The 14,358-nt window shown below is 74.7% G+C and carries 17 protein-coding genes; 6 read left to right on the top strand and 11 right to left on the bottom strand.

Features of this window, described 5'->3' with window-relative positions:
• Positions 1 to 204: 204 nt before the first annotated feature.
• Positions 205 to 399 carry a hypothetical protein gene (locus ABT106_RS26580; RefSeq protein ID WP_351282051.1) on the bottom strand — a complete coding sequence of 65 codons (195 nt, stop codon included), beginning with the start codon at positions 397 to 399 and terminating at the stop codon, positions 205 to 207.
• Between the two features lie 202 nt (positions 400 to 601).
• Between ABT106_RS26580 and ABT106_RS26575 the strand changes: the two genes are divergently transcribed.
• Positions 602 to 877: an isoamylase early set domain-containing protein gene (locus ABT106_RS26575; RefSeq protein WP_351282048.1), complete on the top strand. Its 276-nt coding sequence runs from the start codon at positions 602 to 604 to the stop codon at positions 875 to 877.
• A gap of 51 nt (positions 878 to 928) precedes the next feature.
• Here the strand turns inward: ABT106_RS26575 and ABT106_RS26570 are convergent, their stop codons facing one another.
• The 3 genes from ABT106_RS26570 to ABT106_RS26560 all read right to left on the bottom strand — a co-directional run bounded on the left by ABT106_RS26570 (position 929) and on the right by ABT106_RS26560 (position 3,394).
• Complete coding sequence (locus tag ABT106_RS26570; RefSeq protein WP_351282046.1) at positions 929 to 1,543, bottom strand: hypothetical protein; 615 nt, start codon at positions 1,541 to 1,543, stop codon at positions 929 to 931.
• 91 nt (positions 1,544 to 1,634) lie between these two features.
• Positions 1,635 to 2,813, bottom strand: a complete 1,179-nt coding sequence (locus ABT106_RS26565; protein WP_351282043.1) for a cytochrome P450 family protein — start codon at positions 2,811 to 2,813, stop codon at positions 1,635 to 1,637.
• The gene (locus tag ABT106_RS26560; RefSeq protein WP_351282041.1) at positions 2,810 to 3,394 is read right to left on the bottom strand and encodes a DUF6545 domain-containing protein; all 585 of its coding nucleotides are present in this window, start codon (positions 3,392 to 3,394) and stop codon (positions 2,810 to 2,812) included. Before ABT106_RS26560 ends, ABT106_RS26565 begins: the two co-directional genes overlap by 4 nt.
• Here ABT106_RS26560 and ABT106_RS26555 point away from each other — a divergent pair.
• Positions 3,346 to 4,452 (top strand): AI-2E family transporter, encoded by a 1,107-nt coding sequence (locus ABT106_RS26555; protein ID WP_351282039.1) that lies wholly within the window; start codon positions 3,346 to 3,348, stop codon positions 4,450 to 4,452. The genes ABT106_RS26560 and ABT106_RS26555 overlap by 49 nt on opposite strands.
• On the opposite strand, the gene ABT106_RS26550 is transcribed toward ABT106_RS26555, so the two are convergent.
• Positions 4,449 to 5,468, bottom strand: a complete 1,020-nt coding sequence (locus ABT106_RS26550; protein WP_351282036.1) for a saccharopine dehydrogenase family protein — start codon at positions 5,466 to 5,468, stop codon at positions 4,449 to 4,451. The two genes, ABT106_RS26555 and ABT106_RS26550, sit on opposite strands and share 4 nt — an antisense overlap.
• 71 nt (positions 5,469 to 5,539) lie before the next feature.
• Between ABT106_RS26550 and ABT106_RS26545 the strand changes: the two genes are divergently transcribed.
• Entirely contained in the window at positions 5,540 to 6,499 is a 960-nt protein-coding gene (locus ABT106_RS26545; RefSeq protein WP_351282034.1) for a GlxA family transcriptional regulator, read from the top strand.
• A gap of 65 nt (positions 6,500 to 6,564) precedes the next feature.
• Here the strand turns inward: ABT106_RS26545 and ABT106_RS26540 are convergent, their stop codons facing one another.
• Genes ABT106_RS26540 through ABT106_RS26530 form a run of 3 tightly spaced genes read right to left on the bottom strand, consistent with a single transcriptional unit; the run spans position 6,565 to position 9,856 of the window.
• Complete coding sequence (locus tag ABT106_RS26540) at positions 6,565 to 7,689, bottom strand: acyl-CoA dehydrogenase family protein (protein WP_351282031.1); 1,125 nt, start codon at positions 7,687 to 7,689, stop codon at positions 6,565 to 6,567.
• Positions 7,686 to 8,876, bottom strand: coding sequence for an acyl-CoA dehydrogenase family protein (locus ABT106_RS26535; RefSeq protein ID WP_351282028.1), 1,191 nt, complete (start codon positions 8,874 to 8,876; stop codon positions 7,686 to 7,688). The genes ABT106_RS26540 and ABT106_RS26535 overlap by 4 nt, the downstream gene beginning before the upstream one ends.
• Positions 8,873 to 9,856, bottom strand: coding sequence for an NADPH:quinone oxidoreductase family protein (locus ABT106_RS26530; RefSeq protein WP_351282025.1), 984 nt, complete (start codon positions 9,854 to 9,856; stop codon positions 8,873 to 8,875). Before ABT106_RS26530 ends, ABT106_RS26535 begins: the two co-directional genes overlap by 4 nt.
• Positions 9,857 to 10,159: 303 nt before the next feature.
• On the opposite strand from ABT106_RS26530, the gene ABT106_RS26525 reads away from it, so the two are divergent.
• Positions 10,160 to 11,089 carry an SDR family oxidoreductase gene (locus tag ABT106_RS26525; RefSeq protein WP_351282022.1) on the top strand — a complete coding sequence of 310 codons (930 nt, stop codon included), beginning with the start codon at positions 10,160 to 10,162 and terminating at the stop codon, positions 11,087 to 11,089.
• 84 nt (positions 11,090 to 11,173) lie between these two features.
• A complete protein-coding gene (locus ABT106_RS26520) occupies positions 11,174 to 11,824 on the top strand; it encodes a TetR/AcrR family transcriptional regulator (RefSeq protein WP_351282020.1) in 651 nt (216 codons plus the stop codon).
• 22 nt (positions 11,825 to 11,846) lie between these two features.
• Here the strand turns inward: ABT106_RS26520 and ABT106_RS26515 are convergent, their stop codons facing one another.
• Positions 11,847 to 12,680 (bottom strand): enoyl-CoA hydratase/isomerase family protein, encoded by an 834-nt coding sequence (locus tag ABT106_RS26515; protein ID WP_351282017.1) that lies wholly within the window; start codon positions 12,678 to 12,680, stop codon positions 11,847 to 11,849.
• Positions 12,681 to 12,734: 54 nt separating this feature from the next.
• Positions 12,735 to 13,499, bottom strand: a complete 765-nt coding sequence (locus ABT106_RS26510) for a PIG-L deacetylase family protein (RefSeq protein ID WP_351282014.1) — start codon at positions 13,497 to 13,499, stop codon at positions 12,735 to 12,737.
• A 372-nt stretch (positions 13,500 to 13,871) separates the two neighbouring features.
• Here ABT106_RS26510 and ABT106_RS26505 point away from each other — a divergent pair, with 372 nt between their 5' ends.
• The gene (locus ABT106_RS26505) at positions 13,872 to 14,159 is read left to right on the top strand and encodes a hypothetical protein (protein ID WP_351282011.1); all 288 of its coding nucleotides are present in this window, start codon (positions 13,872 to 13,874) and stop codon (positions 14,157 to 14,159) included.
• A gap of 108 nt (positions 14,160 to 14,267) precedes the next feature.
• Here ABT106_RS26505 and ABT106_RS26500 read toward each other — a convergent pair.
• The coding region (locus ABT106_RS26500) for an aggregation-promoting factor C-terminal-like domain-containing protein (RefSeq protein WP_453876144.1) at positions 14,268 to 14,358 on the bottom strand (91 nt) is incomplete at its 5' end.

Below are 14,358 nucleotides of genomic sequence, written 5' to 3'. Positions count from 1 at the left end.
ACGACCTGTTCTCGGTGCTGATGGGTGAGGACGTCGAAGCCCGGCGCTCCTTCATCCAGCGCAACGCCAAGGACGTCCGCTTCCTCGACATCTGATCGCGACCGCTTCCACGCCCCGCCGACGGGGGCCCACCGGCGTGACAGAGCCCGGCCGGGGGGCTACGTTCCCGGCCGGGCTCTGCGTAGGGGGGCGGGGGAGCTCCGGTCAGAGCTCCTCGTCGCGGTGGTCCGCCTCGCGCGGCGGGTCGTCCGCACGGTGGCGCGAGGGATCGTCCCGGGCCGGGTCGCGGGACGGCCGGCCGAACTCGGGGTGGACCGGGTCCGGGCCGGAGCCCTGGCGGCGCGCCGGCTCTTCGCGGCGCTTCCCCGGCTCTCGGCGATCGTCCTGCGCATCGCCCATGACGGCGACTCCTTCGCTTCCCTCGGCGTACTGGTGACGGCCTGCCCCTCCCACGCTGCCACGGTTCGTCACGTTCCGCACCACGAGAGGCACACACGGTCAGATGCGGGCCGGGTGGTGGGGCGGCTCCCGGAATGCGGACCGCGCCCGGGGATCCGAGGATGGACGCCACCACACCACACCTGTCGTCAGGAGTTTCCCCATGCTGGAGCGCACCCCGCGCACGGACCGCACCGAGATCACCTTCGTCCTTCCGGCGGACGCTCCGCCCGGACCGGTGAGCGTGGTCGGCGACTTCAACGACTGGCGGCCCGGCGCCCACACCCTGCGGACGCGCGAGGACGGGACGCGGGCCGTCACCGTCGAGTTGCCGAAGGAGAGCACCCACTCGTTCCGGTATCTGGCGGCCGGTGACTACTGGTTCAACGACGGGAGCATCGGCGACCAGGACGGCCCGAACAGCCGCCTGCACACCTGATCCGTCCGCCCCCGCCCGTGCGGGCCGGCCCTCGCGTCCGCACGGACCCGTTCACATGAACAGCGCGCCGACGAGGACGAAGTACGCTCCGGCCAGAGCGGTCAGCGCCAGCAGGGTCCCCCACGGGTGCGCGTGCCACCAGGACAGCCGTACGCCGGGGAACTGCCTCCTCAGCTCCTGGGGAGTCGAGGCCCGCGCGTCCTCCACCGGAACGTCCCGCAGCCGGCGTGTCAGCCGCTCGACGTCGGCGGCGCGCCACAGCCGCAGGTCGAGCACGTAAGGGCGGGTGCTCTCCGAGGTGATGACCACGCGTCCCGGCGTCGGGTCGAAGGGTCCGGCGCCGAACGTGATCGGGCGCAGCGCGGTCACGAACTCCAGCGGCGCGCTGTAGGTGTTCACGCCGAAGGCGTTGTCGATCCGGAGCTCGTCGCCGGCGACCGCGATCTCGGCCATGGACGTGCGCAGGGCCGTCATCACGAGCGTCGCCGCGACGGGCAGGACGATCAGCACCACGAAGGGGACGAGCCAGCCGACGCCGAACTCCCCCACGATCAGCGCCGCGAGGGAACAGCCCGCGGGAACGCCGATCATCCCGTACAGCGCCAGCCGTCTCCGATAGACCGAGTTGTCCGGCTTGACGACCACGCGCGCACTCACCGTACTCACGGCATCCCCCCGATTCCCCGCGACCGTTCGCACCATCATGGGGCTCCGGCCCACGCCGCGACAGGGAGCATCTCGTCCTCGTCGCCGCGCCCTACAGGACGACGGGCAGGGCCCGGAGGCCGCGCATGAGGCGGGTCTGCCGCCATTCGAGGTCCTCGCCCGGGACGGCCGGCCGTATCCCCGGGAAGCGGGTGACGATCGCCCGGAGCGCGATCTCCGCCTCGGCCAGCGCGAGCGGCGCCCCGAGGCAGCGGTGGATGCCGTGCCCGAACGCGAGGTGGCCGGCGGCTCCGCTCCGGTCCAGGTCGAGCCGGTGCGGCTCCGCGAAGCGGGCCGGGTCGCGGTTCGCGGCTCCGGGGGCGATGAGGACCGCAACGCCCTCGGGGATGTCGGTCCCGCCGAGCCGGAGCGCTTCGGTGCTGTAGCGGAAGGTCGCGATCCCGACCGGGGAGTCGAAGCGCAGCAGTTCGTCGAGGGAGCCGGCGATCAGGCCGGGGTCCTCGCGCAGCCGGGCGAGGGACTCGGGGTGCTGGATGAGGGCCAGGACGGCGTTGGCGATGAAGTGGGTCGTCGTCTCGTGGCCGGCCACGAGCAGGAGCACGGCCAGGGAGACGACCTCGTCGGACTCCAGCGGTCCTTCGTCGCCCCGCTGGATCAGCAGGTGCAGGAGGCTTTCGCCGGGTGCGCGGCGCGCGGACCCGACGAGGCCGGTCATGTAGTCGCCGATGGCGTGCGAGGCGGCGTCGATGCGGTCCGGCCGGCCCGCGGCGAACAGTTCGTTCGACCACCAGGAGACCATGGCGCGGTCCTCCTCGGGCACCCCGAGCAGCCGGCAGATGACGGTGACGGGGAGGGGTGCGGCCAGGCCCTCCACGAGGTCGACCCGGGTGCCCGGCTCCCAGCCGTCGAGCAGGCCGTCGACGACCCGCTCGATGTACGGGCGCAGCCGCGCGACGGGACCCGCGGTGAAGAGCCGGGCCGCCGCCGCCCGCTGCCGGGTGTGCTGGGGCGGGTCGCTCGCGAGCATGTTCCGGGACACGGCCGGGTGCAGGTTCCGGCCGGAGGCCCGGCCGGCGAAGAACCGGGCCGTGTCCTTGGACAGCCGGGGGTCCGCGAAGGCCCGCCGGGCCTCGGCGTGACCGGTGACGAGGTAGGAGTAGTGCCCCTTGGAGCCGGTGGGGACCCTCTGGACCGGGGCCGCGTCGCGCAGGCGGTCGTAGGTCGCGTACGGGTCGCGGAAGAAGCCGGGATCGTGCAGGGGGTCGGTCATGATCCCGATCCGGCGGCCGTGGCGGACGGTTCGGCCGCGGCGGTGTCCCGGGGCCGGCGGCGGAGGTGGGCGCGCGTCACGGGCAGGAGCCACGCGGTCTCCGCCCGGAGGTCCCCCGTACGGGAGTGCGTACCGGCGGCGGGAGGCGCTTGCGCCGCGCCGGGCCCGTCGCCCGCTCGCCGCGCCGCGTCGCCCGCTCGCTTCGCCGCGACGGCCGCGGCAAGAACCGCTGCTTCCACTTCCGCGTTCCCTTCCGGGGTGCCGGCTTCTCCGCGGTCCGCGACCGCACCGGCCGCCGCTGCCTCCGGCCGCACGCAACGGTACCCGCGCAGGGCCGGCACTCCGTCGTCGGTCCCGAGCACGCGGCGGTGGAGGTGGAAGTCGAAGTCCTGCCCGCGGGCGCCGCACGCGCCGTCACCGCGCGACCCCGCCCCGCCCGTACGCCACCGGCGCGGCAGAGAGCGCGGCGGGTCCGGAGCGGAGCCGACCCGCCGCTGCCGCCACGGCCGGGGCACTCCCCTAGGGTGACCCCATGCCTGCCACGTTGAGTTCCCCCAAGGCCGCCGCCGCGCTCCGAACATCGGCGCGCGTCTCCGTCGAGTTGCTGCTGGTCCTCGCCATGGCCGCCGTGGCCCTGTGGCTGCTGGGCAGGATGTGGTCGGTCGTCTGGCCGCTCATAGTCGCTCTGTTCCTCACCACGCTGACCTGGCCCGTGGCCAACTTCCTGCGCCGGCGCGGCTGGCCGCCCGCTGTGGCGTCGGCGGTGGTGACCGTACTGTTCCTGCTCGTCGCCGCGGGCATCGTGGCGCTGATCGCGGTGCCGGTGGCCTCCCAGTCCGGCGAACTGGGCGACGGCGTGGTCGAGGGCATCCAGCGGCTGCGCGAGTGGGCCGCCGGGCCGCCGCTGAACATCGGCGACGACCAGATCACCGGCGCCTTCGACGCCGGGGTCGCCCGCATCCAGGACAGCGTCGGCAGCATGGTCTCCACGCTCCTCACCGGAGTGGGCACCGTGGTAGACGGTGTGGTCACCGCGGTCCTCTCGGTGTTCCTGATGTTCTTCTTCCTCAAGGACGGGCCGCGGTTCCTGCCGTGGCTCACCCGCCAGCTCCCCGGCCGGCTCGCCACCGACGTCCCGGTCGTGGCCGGGCGCGCGTGGGACACCCTGGGCGCGTTCGTGCGTTCCCAGGCGTTCGTCGGCCTGCTCGACGCCGTGTTCATCGGCCTCGGCCTGTGGATCGTGGGGGTGCCGCTGGTGCTTCCGCTCGCGGTGCTGACCTTCGTCTCGGCGTTCGTGCCGATCGTGGGTGCCCTGTTCGCCGGTTTCGTCGCGGTGCTCATCGCGCTGGTGTCGAACGGCCTGACGGACGCGCTCATCGTGCTGGCGATCATCGTCGTGGTGCAGCAGCTGGAGGGCAACGTCTTCCAGCCCATGATCCAGAGCCGCGGGCTCGGCCTGCACGCGGCGATGATCCTGCTGGCGGTGACCCTGGGCGGCAGCCTGGCGGGCGTGGTGGGCGCCCTGCTCGCGGTCCCGGTGGCCGCGCTGATCGCGGTGATCTGGAACTACCTGCGCGAGCAGCTCAGTGCCGCGCCGGAGGAACCGGCAGCGGAAGCGGGCGCCACCGTACGGCCCTAGGCGCTTTCGAGGGTCAGGTGGCCGGGGGCGAGCGAGCGCAGGAAGTCCCGGGCGTCGAAGAGTTCGCCCGCCGCGGCCACGCCGGTCCGGGCGGTCCGGCCGTCCAGGATGCGTACGGCGGCCTCCACGACGAGGGGTGCGGTGACCGCGTAGATGTCGCGGCCGGACGCCGTCGCCCGGCGGTGGGCGCCGGCCCGGGTCGCGACCACGTCGACGACGAACGTCTGCGCCGAGCGCCCGTCGGCGTCCACGGCCGTGGGCGGGGGCGTCGCGGGGTCGCCCAGGTCGCGCAGGGGCGCCTCGTTGATGCGGACGTGGATCTCCGGGACCTTGAGGTGGCGGGAGATGGTGACCTGGTCGGCCGTGGAGAGCGCGGTGACCTTCCGGGTGCCCAGCGGGGGCGGGAAGTCCCAGGTGGAGGTCTGCGGCGGACCCTCGGGCCGAACCAGGCGGTTGCCGGTGAAGACGAGGTGCCGCCCGGCGTTGCGGCGGACCGTCTTGCGGGTTCCCTCGGTCGGGTGCCAGCTGTCGAGGGCGATCGTGACCGTGATCTCGTCGGCGTCCGGCCAGTCGCCCATCGCCGTACTGGCCAGCAGGTCGCCCAGCCCGCCGTAGAACGCCATCGACGGGACGATCACCACGGCGGCGGCGCGGGCCCGGTCGTCGTAGCGCAGGAACGTCTCGACGGTGACGGCCTGTTCCGCGGCGACGTCCAGGTACGGGATGCCGGCGCGCAGGGCCGCCTCCACGACGGGGGGCACGGTGTCCGCGAAGGGTCCGGCGCAGTTGACGACCGCCGCCGCGCCCGAGAGCGCGCGGTCCAGGGACGACGGATCGGCGAGGGAGGCGACGCGGGGCCGCGCGCCGGGGTGGGACCGGGCCGCGGCGTGGAGCCGGTCCGCGTCCCGGCCGATGAGGACCGGGCTGTGGCCGCGGCGGCGCAGTTCGGCGGTGACGAAGGCGGCGGTGTGGCCGTAGGCGCCGACGACCGCGACGGTCGGGTGGTGTGTGCTCATGTGCCCCATGGTCACCGCACCGCGGGGTGGGTACGAGTGGCCGAAACGACGAGATGCGTACACTTTCGGACATGACGTCCGTGGTGTTGGCGCTGTACGACGGGGCGATGCTGTTCGAGGCCGCCGCGGCCTGCGAGGTGTTCGGTGTGGACCGCGGGCTGACCGACGCCTGGTATGACTTCCGGGTGTGCGGCCCGCGCGAGGCCCGGCTCGGCGGCTGGTTGCGCGTCGACACCCCACACGGCTTCGACGCCCTCGCGGAGGCGGACACCGTCGTCGTCCCGGCCTGCGCCGATGTCGACGCCGACCTGCCGGGCGACCTGGTGGAGACCGTACGGGCGGCCCACGACCGGGGGGCCCGGATCGTCTCGCTGTGCACGGGGGCGTTCGTGCTGGCCGCCGCGGGCGTGCTGGACGGGCGTCGCGCCACCACGCACTGGGAGCACACCGCCGCGCTCGCGGCCCGCTACCCCCGCGTCGAGGTCGACCCGGACGTCCTCTACATCGACGACCGGGGCGTGCTGACCTCCGCGGGCAAGGCCGCCGGAATGGACCTGTGCCTGCACCTCGTCACCGCCGACCACGGCGCGGCCGTCGCCAACGCGCTGGCCCGCCGGCTGGTGGTTCCGGCCCGCCGCGCGGGCGGCCAGGCCCAGTTCATCGCCGCCCCGCCGGCCGCCGACACCGGTCACGCGCTCTCGGAGCTGCTGCACTGGATGGGCGGGCGGCTGGACGAGCCGCTGACCGTGCCCGACCTGGCCCGCCGGATGAACATGAGCACGCGGAACCTGACCCGCCGCTTCGCCGCCGCCACCGGCACCACGCCGCTGCGCTGGCTGCACACCCAGCGCGTCCACCGGGCCCAGGAGCTCCTGGAAACCACCGACGACAGCATCGAGCTCATCGCCTCCCGCACCGGCATGGGCACCGCCACCACCCTGCGCCGCCACTTCCACCGCGCGCTCGGCGTGCCCCCGGATGTGTACCGGCGTACGTTCCGCACCCACCGCCCGCCGGAGGCCGCTGACTGACGGGCCCCCGTCGTCGAGGCCCCGGCGAGGGCCCCCGGCGGTGTCCGTCGGGGGCCCGGCACCGGCTACGGCGCGGGGAGTTCCGCGAAGTCGGCGACCAGGCCCCTGTGGTGGCCGGCCGTGCCGAGGGCCAGGGAGTCGGCCTTGGCGCGCTTGAGGTAGAGGTGGGCCGGATGCTCCCAGGTCATGCCGATCCCGCCGTGCAGCTGGACGCACTCCTCCGCGGCCCGGACGGCGACCCCCGAGCAGTGGGCCTGGGCGACGGCCACCGTCAGGGGCGCGTCGGGCGACCCGGTGGCCAGCGCGTCGGCCGCGGCCCGGGCGGCGGCGCGGGCGGACGCCACGTCGAGCCAGAGCCGGGCGAGGCGGTGCTTGAGGGCCTGGAAGGAGCCGACGGGCCGGTTGAACTGGTGGCGTCCCCGTACGTATCCCACGGTCTGTGTCAGGCACCATTCGGCGATCCCGAGCTGTTCGGAGGCCAGCAGACCGGCCGCGGACAGCAGCGCGCCGGCCACCGCCGCCCGGGCCGTCACCGGGTCCGCGAGGCGGGTTCCGGCGGCGGCGTCGAGGGTGACCCGGGCGAGCGGGCGGGTGAGATCCAGCGGTACGAGGGGCGTCAGTTCGGCGGAGGCGGCCGGTACGGCGTACAGCCCGGTGTCGGCGAGCACCAGCAGGACGTCGGCGGCGGCCGCGTCCGCCACGGAGGTGACGGTGCCGGTCAGCACTCCCCCGCCGCCGTCGCGGACCAGCGCCGGCAGGGGCGCGCCCGGGGCGAGGGTGAGCGGTACGGCCGGGGCGCACACCTGCCGTCCGGAGGCCAGCTCCCGCAGCAGCGGCGCGACGTCGGCCGTGTCGCAGCCGAGCAGGATCTCCGTCGCGAGCACGGAGCTGGTCAGGTAGGGCAGGGGGGCGACGGCCCGGCCCAGCTCCTCCAGGACGACGGCGGCCTCGCGGTGGCCCGCGCCCTGGCCGCCGAGCTTCTCGGGGACCAGGAGCCCGGCGGCGCCGATCCCGGCGGCCAGGGTGTCCCACAGGCCGGGGTCGTGCGGGCGGCCGCTCTCGGCCCGGGCGAGGACGGTCGCGGCGTCGCAGCGGTCGGCGAGCAACGACCGTACGGCTGAGCGGAGTTCCTCCTCGGTCTCGGAGTAGAGCAGGTCGAGGGGGGCGCTCGGGAGGGGCGAGTCGGTCATCGGGCCAGGTCCTTCCAGGCGAGGTCCTTGTCGTCGCGCGGTTCGGCGGGCAGGCCGAGGACGCGTTCGGCGACGATGTTGAGGAGGATTTCGCTGGTGCCGCCCTCGATGCTGTTGCCCTTGGCACGCAGGTAGCGGTATCCGGCGTCGCGGCCGGTGAAGTCGACGTGCTCGGGCCGGCTCATGGTCCAGTCCTCGTACAGGAGGCCCTCCTCGCCGAGGAGTTCGACTTCCAGTCCGCTGATCTCCTGGTTGAGCCGGGCGAAGGTGAGCTTCATGCCCGACCCCTCCGGGCCGGGCTGTCCGGCGACGAGCTGCTGGCGCAGCCGCTCGCCGGTGAGCCGGGCCACCTCGGCCTCGACCCACAGCTCCAGCAGGCGCTGGTGGAGGGCGTGGGTGCGCAGGGCGGGGCGCTCGCGCCAGGCGGCGGCGACCGGGGCGATCATGCCGCCCTCGCGCGGGATGCGCATGCCGCCGATGGAGACGCGTTCGTTCATCAGGGTGGTGCGGGCGACCGCCCAGCCCTCGCCGACGGCTCCGAGGCGGTGGGCGTCGGGGATGCGGACGCCGGTGAGGAACACCTCGTTGAACTCGGCCTCGCCGGTGATCTGGCGCAGCGGCCGGACCTCGACGCCGGGGGCGTGCATGTCGCAGAGGAAGTAGGTGATGCCGCGGTGCTTGGGGAGCGCCGGGTCGGTGCGGGCGATCAGGATGGCCCAGCGGGCGGTGTGGGCGCTGGAGGTCCACACCTTCTGGCCGTCCACCACCCATTGCGCGGCGGCCTCGTCGAGGACGGCGCGGGTGCCGAGCGCGGCGAGGTCGGAGCCGGCGCCGGGCTCGCTGAAGAGCTGGCACCAGACCTCCTCCCCGACCCACAGCGGGCGCAGGAAGCGGCGCTTCTGCTCGTCGGTGCCGTACGCGAGGAGGGTGGGGGCGGCCATGCCCAGGCCGATGCCGATGCGGCGTGGGTCGTTGTCGGGGGCGCCCGCGGCGTCCAGTTCGGCGTCGACGACGCTCTGGAGGGAGCGGGGGGCGCCGAGGCCGCCGAGGCCCTCGGGGTAGTGGACCCAGGCGAGTCCGGCGTCGAACCGGGCGCGCAGGAAGTCCGTACGGGGCGTGCCGGCGGGCGGGTGCGCGGCGAGCAGGTCCGCCACCCGGGTGCGCAGTTCCCCGGCGGTGGCGGTCATCGGGCGCCTCCGTCCAGGGCCGGTACGACGACGAGCCGGCCGGTGGTGGTGCCGTCGGCGACGCGTTGCACGGCGTCGGCGGCCCCGGCGAACGGGACCCGCTCGCTGACCAGCGGTTTGATGGCTCCGTCGGCGGCGAGCCGGGTCAGCTCGGCGTGGCAGGCCCCGATGGCGGCGGGCTCCTTGATGGCGTACAGCCCCCAGTGGAGGCCGAGGACGGCGTAGTTCTTCACGAGCGCGTGGTTGAGCGCGGGAGTGGGGACGGTGCCGCCCGCGAAGCCGACGACGACGATCCGGCCCTCGAAGGCGACGCACTTGGCGGAGGCGGTGTAGGCGTCGCCGCCGACCGGGTCGTAGACCACGTCGGCGCCGTGGCCGCCGGTGAACTCCTTGACGCGGGCGGCGATCGCGGCGGCGTCCTGCGTCTCGCGGTCGATCACCAGGTCGCAGCCGAGTTCCTCGGCGGTTCGCACCTTGGCCTTGCCGCCGACGACGCCGATGACGGTGGCCCCGGCGGCCCGGCCGAGCTGGACGGCGGCGCTGCCGACCCCGCCCGCGGCGGCGTGCACGAGGAGGGTCTCGCCGCGCTGGATCCGGGCCCGGCGGTGCAGGCCGAACCAGCCGGTCTGGTAGCCGATGTGCAGGGCGGCGGCCTCGGCGTCGTCGAGGGAGTCGGGGGCGGGGAGCAGGGCGCGGGCGGGCGCGGTGACGTACTCGGCGAAACCGCCGTGCGGGAGGGTGGGGTTGGCGATGACGCGGCGGCCGTCCTCGGTCTCGGCGCAGACCTCGACGCCGGGGGTGAAGGGCAGCGGGGGCTTGATCTGGTACTGGCCGCGGGCCAGCAGGGCGTCGGGGAAGTTGACGTTGGCAGCGAGCACCCGGAGCTTCACCTCGCCCTCGCCGGGCACCGGCTCCGGAACCTCTTCGAGGCGCATGGCCTCACGGGGCTCTCCGGGGGTATGTACTCGCCATGCCTTCATCCGGGGCCTCCAGCCGCCGTCGGTGAACCACGCTCCGGGCGCATACTAAGCGGTCGCTTGCCCTCCTGGGAACCCATGCGGGAAGGGATCGGCCCGGATGAGCGCCCGCGGTGCGGCCTCGCCGGGAACCATCCCGCCCATGTCCGCCCCGGCCGGAACGAGCGGCGTGCGCGGCGCGGTGATCCGGACCCGGCGCGAGCGGGCAGCCGCACCTCCCGCGGGGCCGGTCCTGTCACGGGATCCCGTCACCGGATTCCGTCACGGGCATGGTGATCTGCGCGTCCGCACGCTATCGATGCCCCCATGACGGACGACGCCACGAGCAACCACACCACCCCGGACGGCACTGCGCGCGGGCTGCCCGCGCCCCCGCCGCTCGGCGCGGCCGCCCTGCCCGCCGGGACGTACGCGGGGCAGGTGGTCCTGGTCACCGGCGGCGGTACCGGGCTGGGCAAGGCCATCGCCGCCGAGTTCGCCCGGCTCGGCGCCGACCTGGTGATCGCCGGCCGGCGGTCCGCGCGGCTGGAGGCGGCGCGCGCGGAACTGGCGGCCGTCCCCGGTGCGGGCCGGGTGACGGCCGCCGTCTGCGACATCCGGGACCCCGAGCGGATCGAGGAGGTCTTCGACGCGGCGCAGGCGGCGCACGGGCTGCCGGACGTACTGGTCAACAACGCGGCCGCCAACTTCCCCTCCCCCGCGGAGGACCTGTCCCCGAACGCCTGGCGGGCGGTGGTGGACATCACCCTGACCGGCACCTGGTTCATGACCCGCGCGTTCGGCCGCCGCCACCTCGCCGCGGGGACGCCGGGGTCCATCGTGAACATCGGCGCGTCGTACGCCTGGACGGGCGGCCCGGGTTTCGCGCACAGCGCGGCCGCCAAGGCCGGGGTGAAGAACCTGGTGGAGACCCTGGCCGTCGAGTGGGGCCCGTACGGCATCCAGGTCAACGGGCTCGTCCCCGGGCTGTTCCCGCACGCCGACATGACCGCGGACGTACGGGACGGCCTGGAGCGGGCGGCGCCCGACGCGAAGGACGCCCGGCAGCCGGCGCTGCGGGTGGGCGTCCCGCACGAGCTGGGCTGGGCCGCCACCTTCCTGGCCTCGCCGTACGCCCGTTTCGTCACCGGCCACACCCTGGTGGTCGACGGCGCCAACTGGCAGCGGCGGTCCCTGGTCCGGCCCGAGGTCGTCCCCGTACGGGAGCAGTTGGGGCGCGGGCCGTTCAGCCCGTGAACCGGTCCGGTCCAGTCCGGTGCGGCTCCGCCGCGGCCCGTCCCGCCGCGCGGGTGTGGCAGATTGCCTCCCGGAGGTGGCGCGGTGACGACGGTGCGGGCGACGAAGAGCGGTACGGGTGACACGGGCACGGGCGGCTCCGCGACGAGGGGGCGGCCGTCCCTGACGGAGCGGCGCCGGGAGGCCACGCGGTACGAGATCGCGGAGGCCGCGGCGGCGCTCTTCGCCGAGCGGGGGTACGAGGCGACGACCGTCGACGACATCGCGCGCGCGGCGGGGATCTCCCTGCGGACCTTCTACCGGTACTGCCCCACCAAGGAGGACGCCCTGACTCCGGTACTGACGGCCGGGGTCGCGGAGCTGGTGGAGCAACTGGCCCTGCGCCCGGCGGCGGAGCCGGTGACGCGGGCCGTGCAGGCGGCTTTCGCCGCCTCGACGGCCGGCGCGCGGTACGCCGAACCGGGCCGGACGGTCCGGCTGATCCAGGTGATGAGCGGGGTTCCGGCGATCCGGATGCGCTGGCTCGCCGCCGCCCGCGCGATGCAGGACCGCCTGGCCCCGGTCCTCGCGGCGCGCACCGGCCGCCCGGAATCCGATCTGGAGACCCGGCTGCTCGCGGCGGTCCTGATCGACGCGGTCACGGTGGCGCTGGAGTACTGGGCCGCCGGGGACGGCCGCGAACCGCTGACGGACGTGTCCGCGCGCGCCTTGGCCCTGCTCCGGATGGAGAACTGAGCCCGCACCCGGCGCGGCCCCGTCAGCCTCCCGTGAAGTGCGGGGGACGGCGCTGCGCCTTCGCCCCGTAGCCCTCGCGGCAGTCGTCGGAGGTGAGGGTGAGGGCCGCGGTCATGGCGACGCGGTCGAGAGCCGCCGGGAGCGCCGCGTCGGCGTAGGCGTCGACGGCGCGCTTGATCCCCTGGACGGCGAGCGGGGCGTTGGCGGCGATCTCGGCCGCCAGCGCGCGGGCGGTGGACTCCAGTTCCGCTACGGGGACCACCAGTTGGACCAGGCACAGGCGCCGGGCGGTCGCGGCGTCGATACGACGGCCCGTCAGCGCGAGGTACTTGGCCCAGCCGGCGCCCGCCTCGCGGGCGATGCGCAGATCGCCGCCCGCGTCGACCGCGACCCCCAACTGCGCCTCGGGCAGGGCGAACACGGCGTCCTCGGCGGCCACCCGGACGTCGGCCATCAGCGCCAGCTCGAAGCCGAAGCCGAGGCAGTACCCCTGGACGGCCGCGACCACCGGCTGCGGGAGGCGGGCGAGGACCGCGAAGCGTTCGTGGACCCAGCGGATCCCCTCGTAGTAGTTGCGGGTCCGCTCGGCGGCCGTCGCGCCGGAGACGGCGCCGCCGGGGGCGCTCACGTCGATGCCCGCGCAGAAGGCACGGCCCTCGGCCCGGAGCAGGACCGCCCTGACGTCCGGGTCGAAGCGGATGCGGTCGGCCAGCAGCCCCAGCTGCCGGGTGGACTCCCAGCTCCATCCGTTGAGCCGGTCGGGCCGGCACAGGGTGAGGACGGCGAGGCCGTCGGCCACCTCCAGCCGGATCCGTTCCTCGCCCTCCGCGATCTGCGTGCTGACGGTGTCGATCACCTGTGCCTGCACCCCCGCTGGAGACTGACGGACCGTCAGCTTAGGGGTGGCGGGTCAGCGGGGGAAGACCTCGAACAGCACCGCCGGGCGGCCGCCGAAGCGGGCTCCGGCCTGCTCGGCGTATCCGGTGAGGAATCCGCGTACGTACTCCTCGGGGTCCTGGTCGGTCAGCACCTCGATGTACGCCTTGTGCTCCATGAGGGACTTCACCGCCCGCTCCATGCCCGGCCCCGCGTCGGCGGCGTGCGTCGGGGTGCTCGTGCCGGTCACGGCCACCCAGCGCACCCCGTTCCAGGGCTCCAGTCCCTGTTCGGAGAGCAGCTCGGGGAAGATCCACCGATTGCCCGCGTCGGAGGCCGCGTCCAGGGTGGCGCGGCCGACGGCCTTGTGGTCGGGGGTGTTCCAGGCGCCGCCGCCGCCCTCGCCGCCCCAGGTGTCGCGGTGGTTCATGGTGATGACCAGTTCGGGGCGGTGCCTGCGAATGGCCGCGGCGATGTCCCGGCGCAGGTCGAGACCGTACTCGACGACGCCGTCCCGGTGGTCCAGGAACTCGACCCGGGACACCCCGACGACCGCCGCGCTCGCGCGCTGCTCCGCCTCGCGGAGCGGGGCGCAGGTGGCGGGGTCGATGGTGTCGATGCCCGCCTCACCGCGCGTGGCGAGGAGGTAGCCGACCTCGCGGCCGCCGTCCGTCCAGTCCGCGATGGCCGCGGCGCCCCCGTACTCCAGGTCGTCGGGGTGTGCCACCACCGCGAGGGCGCGCCGCCAGTCGGTGGGCATGGGCGGCAGGGGGGCCCGCCGATCAGGTGCTTCGCTCATGCCCCGCACCCTAGACGAACGGACCCGCGCGGCCGGGGCAGGCCGTGCCGACCGGGACAGGCCGTGCCGACCGAGGAGGTCACGATGTCCTGCGTCAGCGGCCGGAGCGCCGGCACCTGGCGGATGGCCCCGGACAGGCGGGAGGACCCCCGCTCGACGCCCAGCGCACCCGACCACATGACGGTGGTGGGGGACGGATCGGTCAGGTCGCTGAAGCGGAGGGAGGACGGATCGGCCGGGTCCGCCGGGTCCGCCGGGTCCGCCGGGCCGCCGTCACCGGCTTCCGGGGCGACCGGGCGCCCCGCGCGGCCGGTCCCAGCGCGCTCACACGCCGGGTCGCGGTGCGCGTCCCGGCGTGTGAGCCTTTTGTGCATGGACTGGGCGTCGTGGACCACGGTCAATGTCTTCGCAGGCCGAGGCGGTGTGCGCACCGAGGAAGCCGGTGCGATCACGGGTGACCTCACCGTGCACACCACCTGGACGGGCTCCGAAGCGCGCGTGTCCGTGCAGTACAGCGGCTCGTCCGACTGGTTCACGCTCACCGGCAGCCCCCTGTCCTGCGCCTCGGAGCGGGACAGCCGCGACCTCCACGACGTGGTGGTCGCCCTGGTGCGCGCGGGCAAGGCGGCCGAAGGTCTGCCCCCGATCACCTCGGCGTAGGCCGGCCGTGCTCACACGGCCGGCCGCATACGCACGAGACGCCCGGCGGGGGTTCCCGGCCGGGCGTTCAGGTGCGATTTCCACTCGTTGGTACTGCCCGAGGGCGGCTTAGTACCAGTGGTGCGACTGCCAGAAGTTCCAGGCGCCGACGGGGCTGCCGTAGCGGGAGTTCATGTAGTCCAGGCCCCACTTGATCTGG

It is taken from the genome of Streptomyces sp. NPDC002044 (genome assembly GCF_040296725.1).
Classification (GTDB): domain Bacteria; phylum Actinomycetota; class Actinomycetes; order Streptomycetales; family Streptomycetaceae; genus Streptomyces; species Streptomyces antarcticus.
The sequence above is the reverse complement of the archived record's forward strand: the minus strand, read 5'-3'. Positions and strand labels throughout refer to the sequence as shown.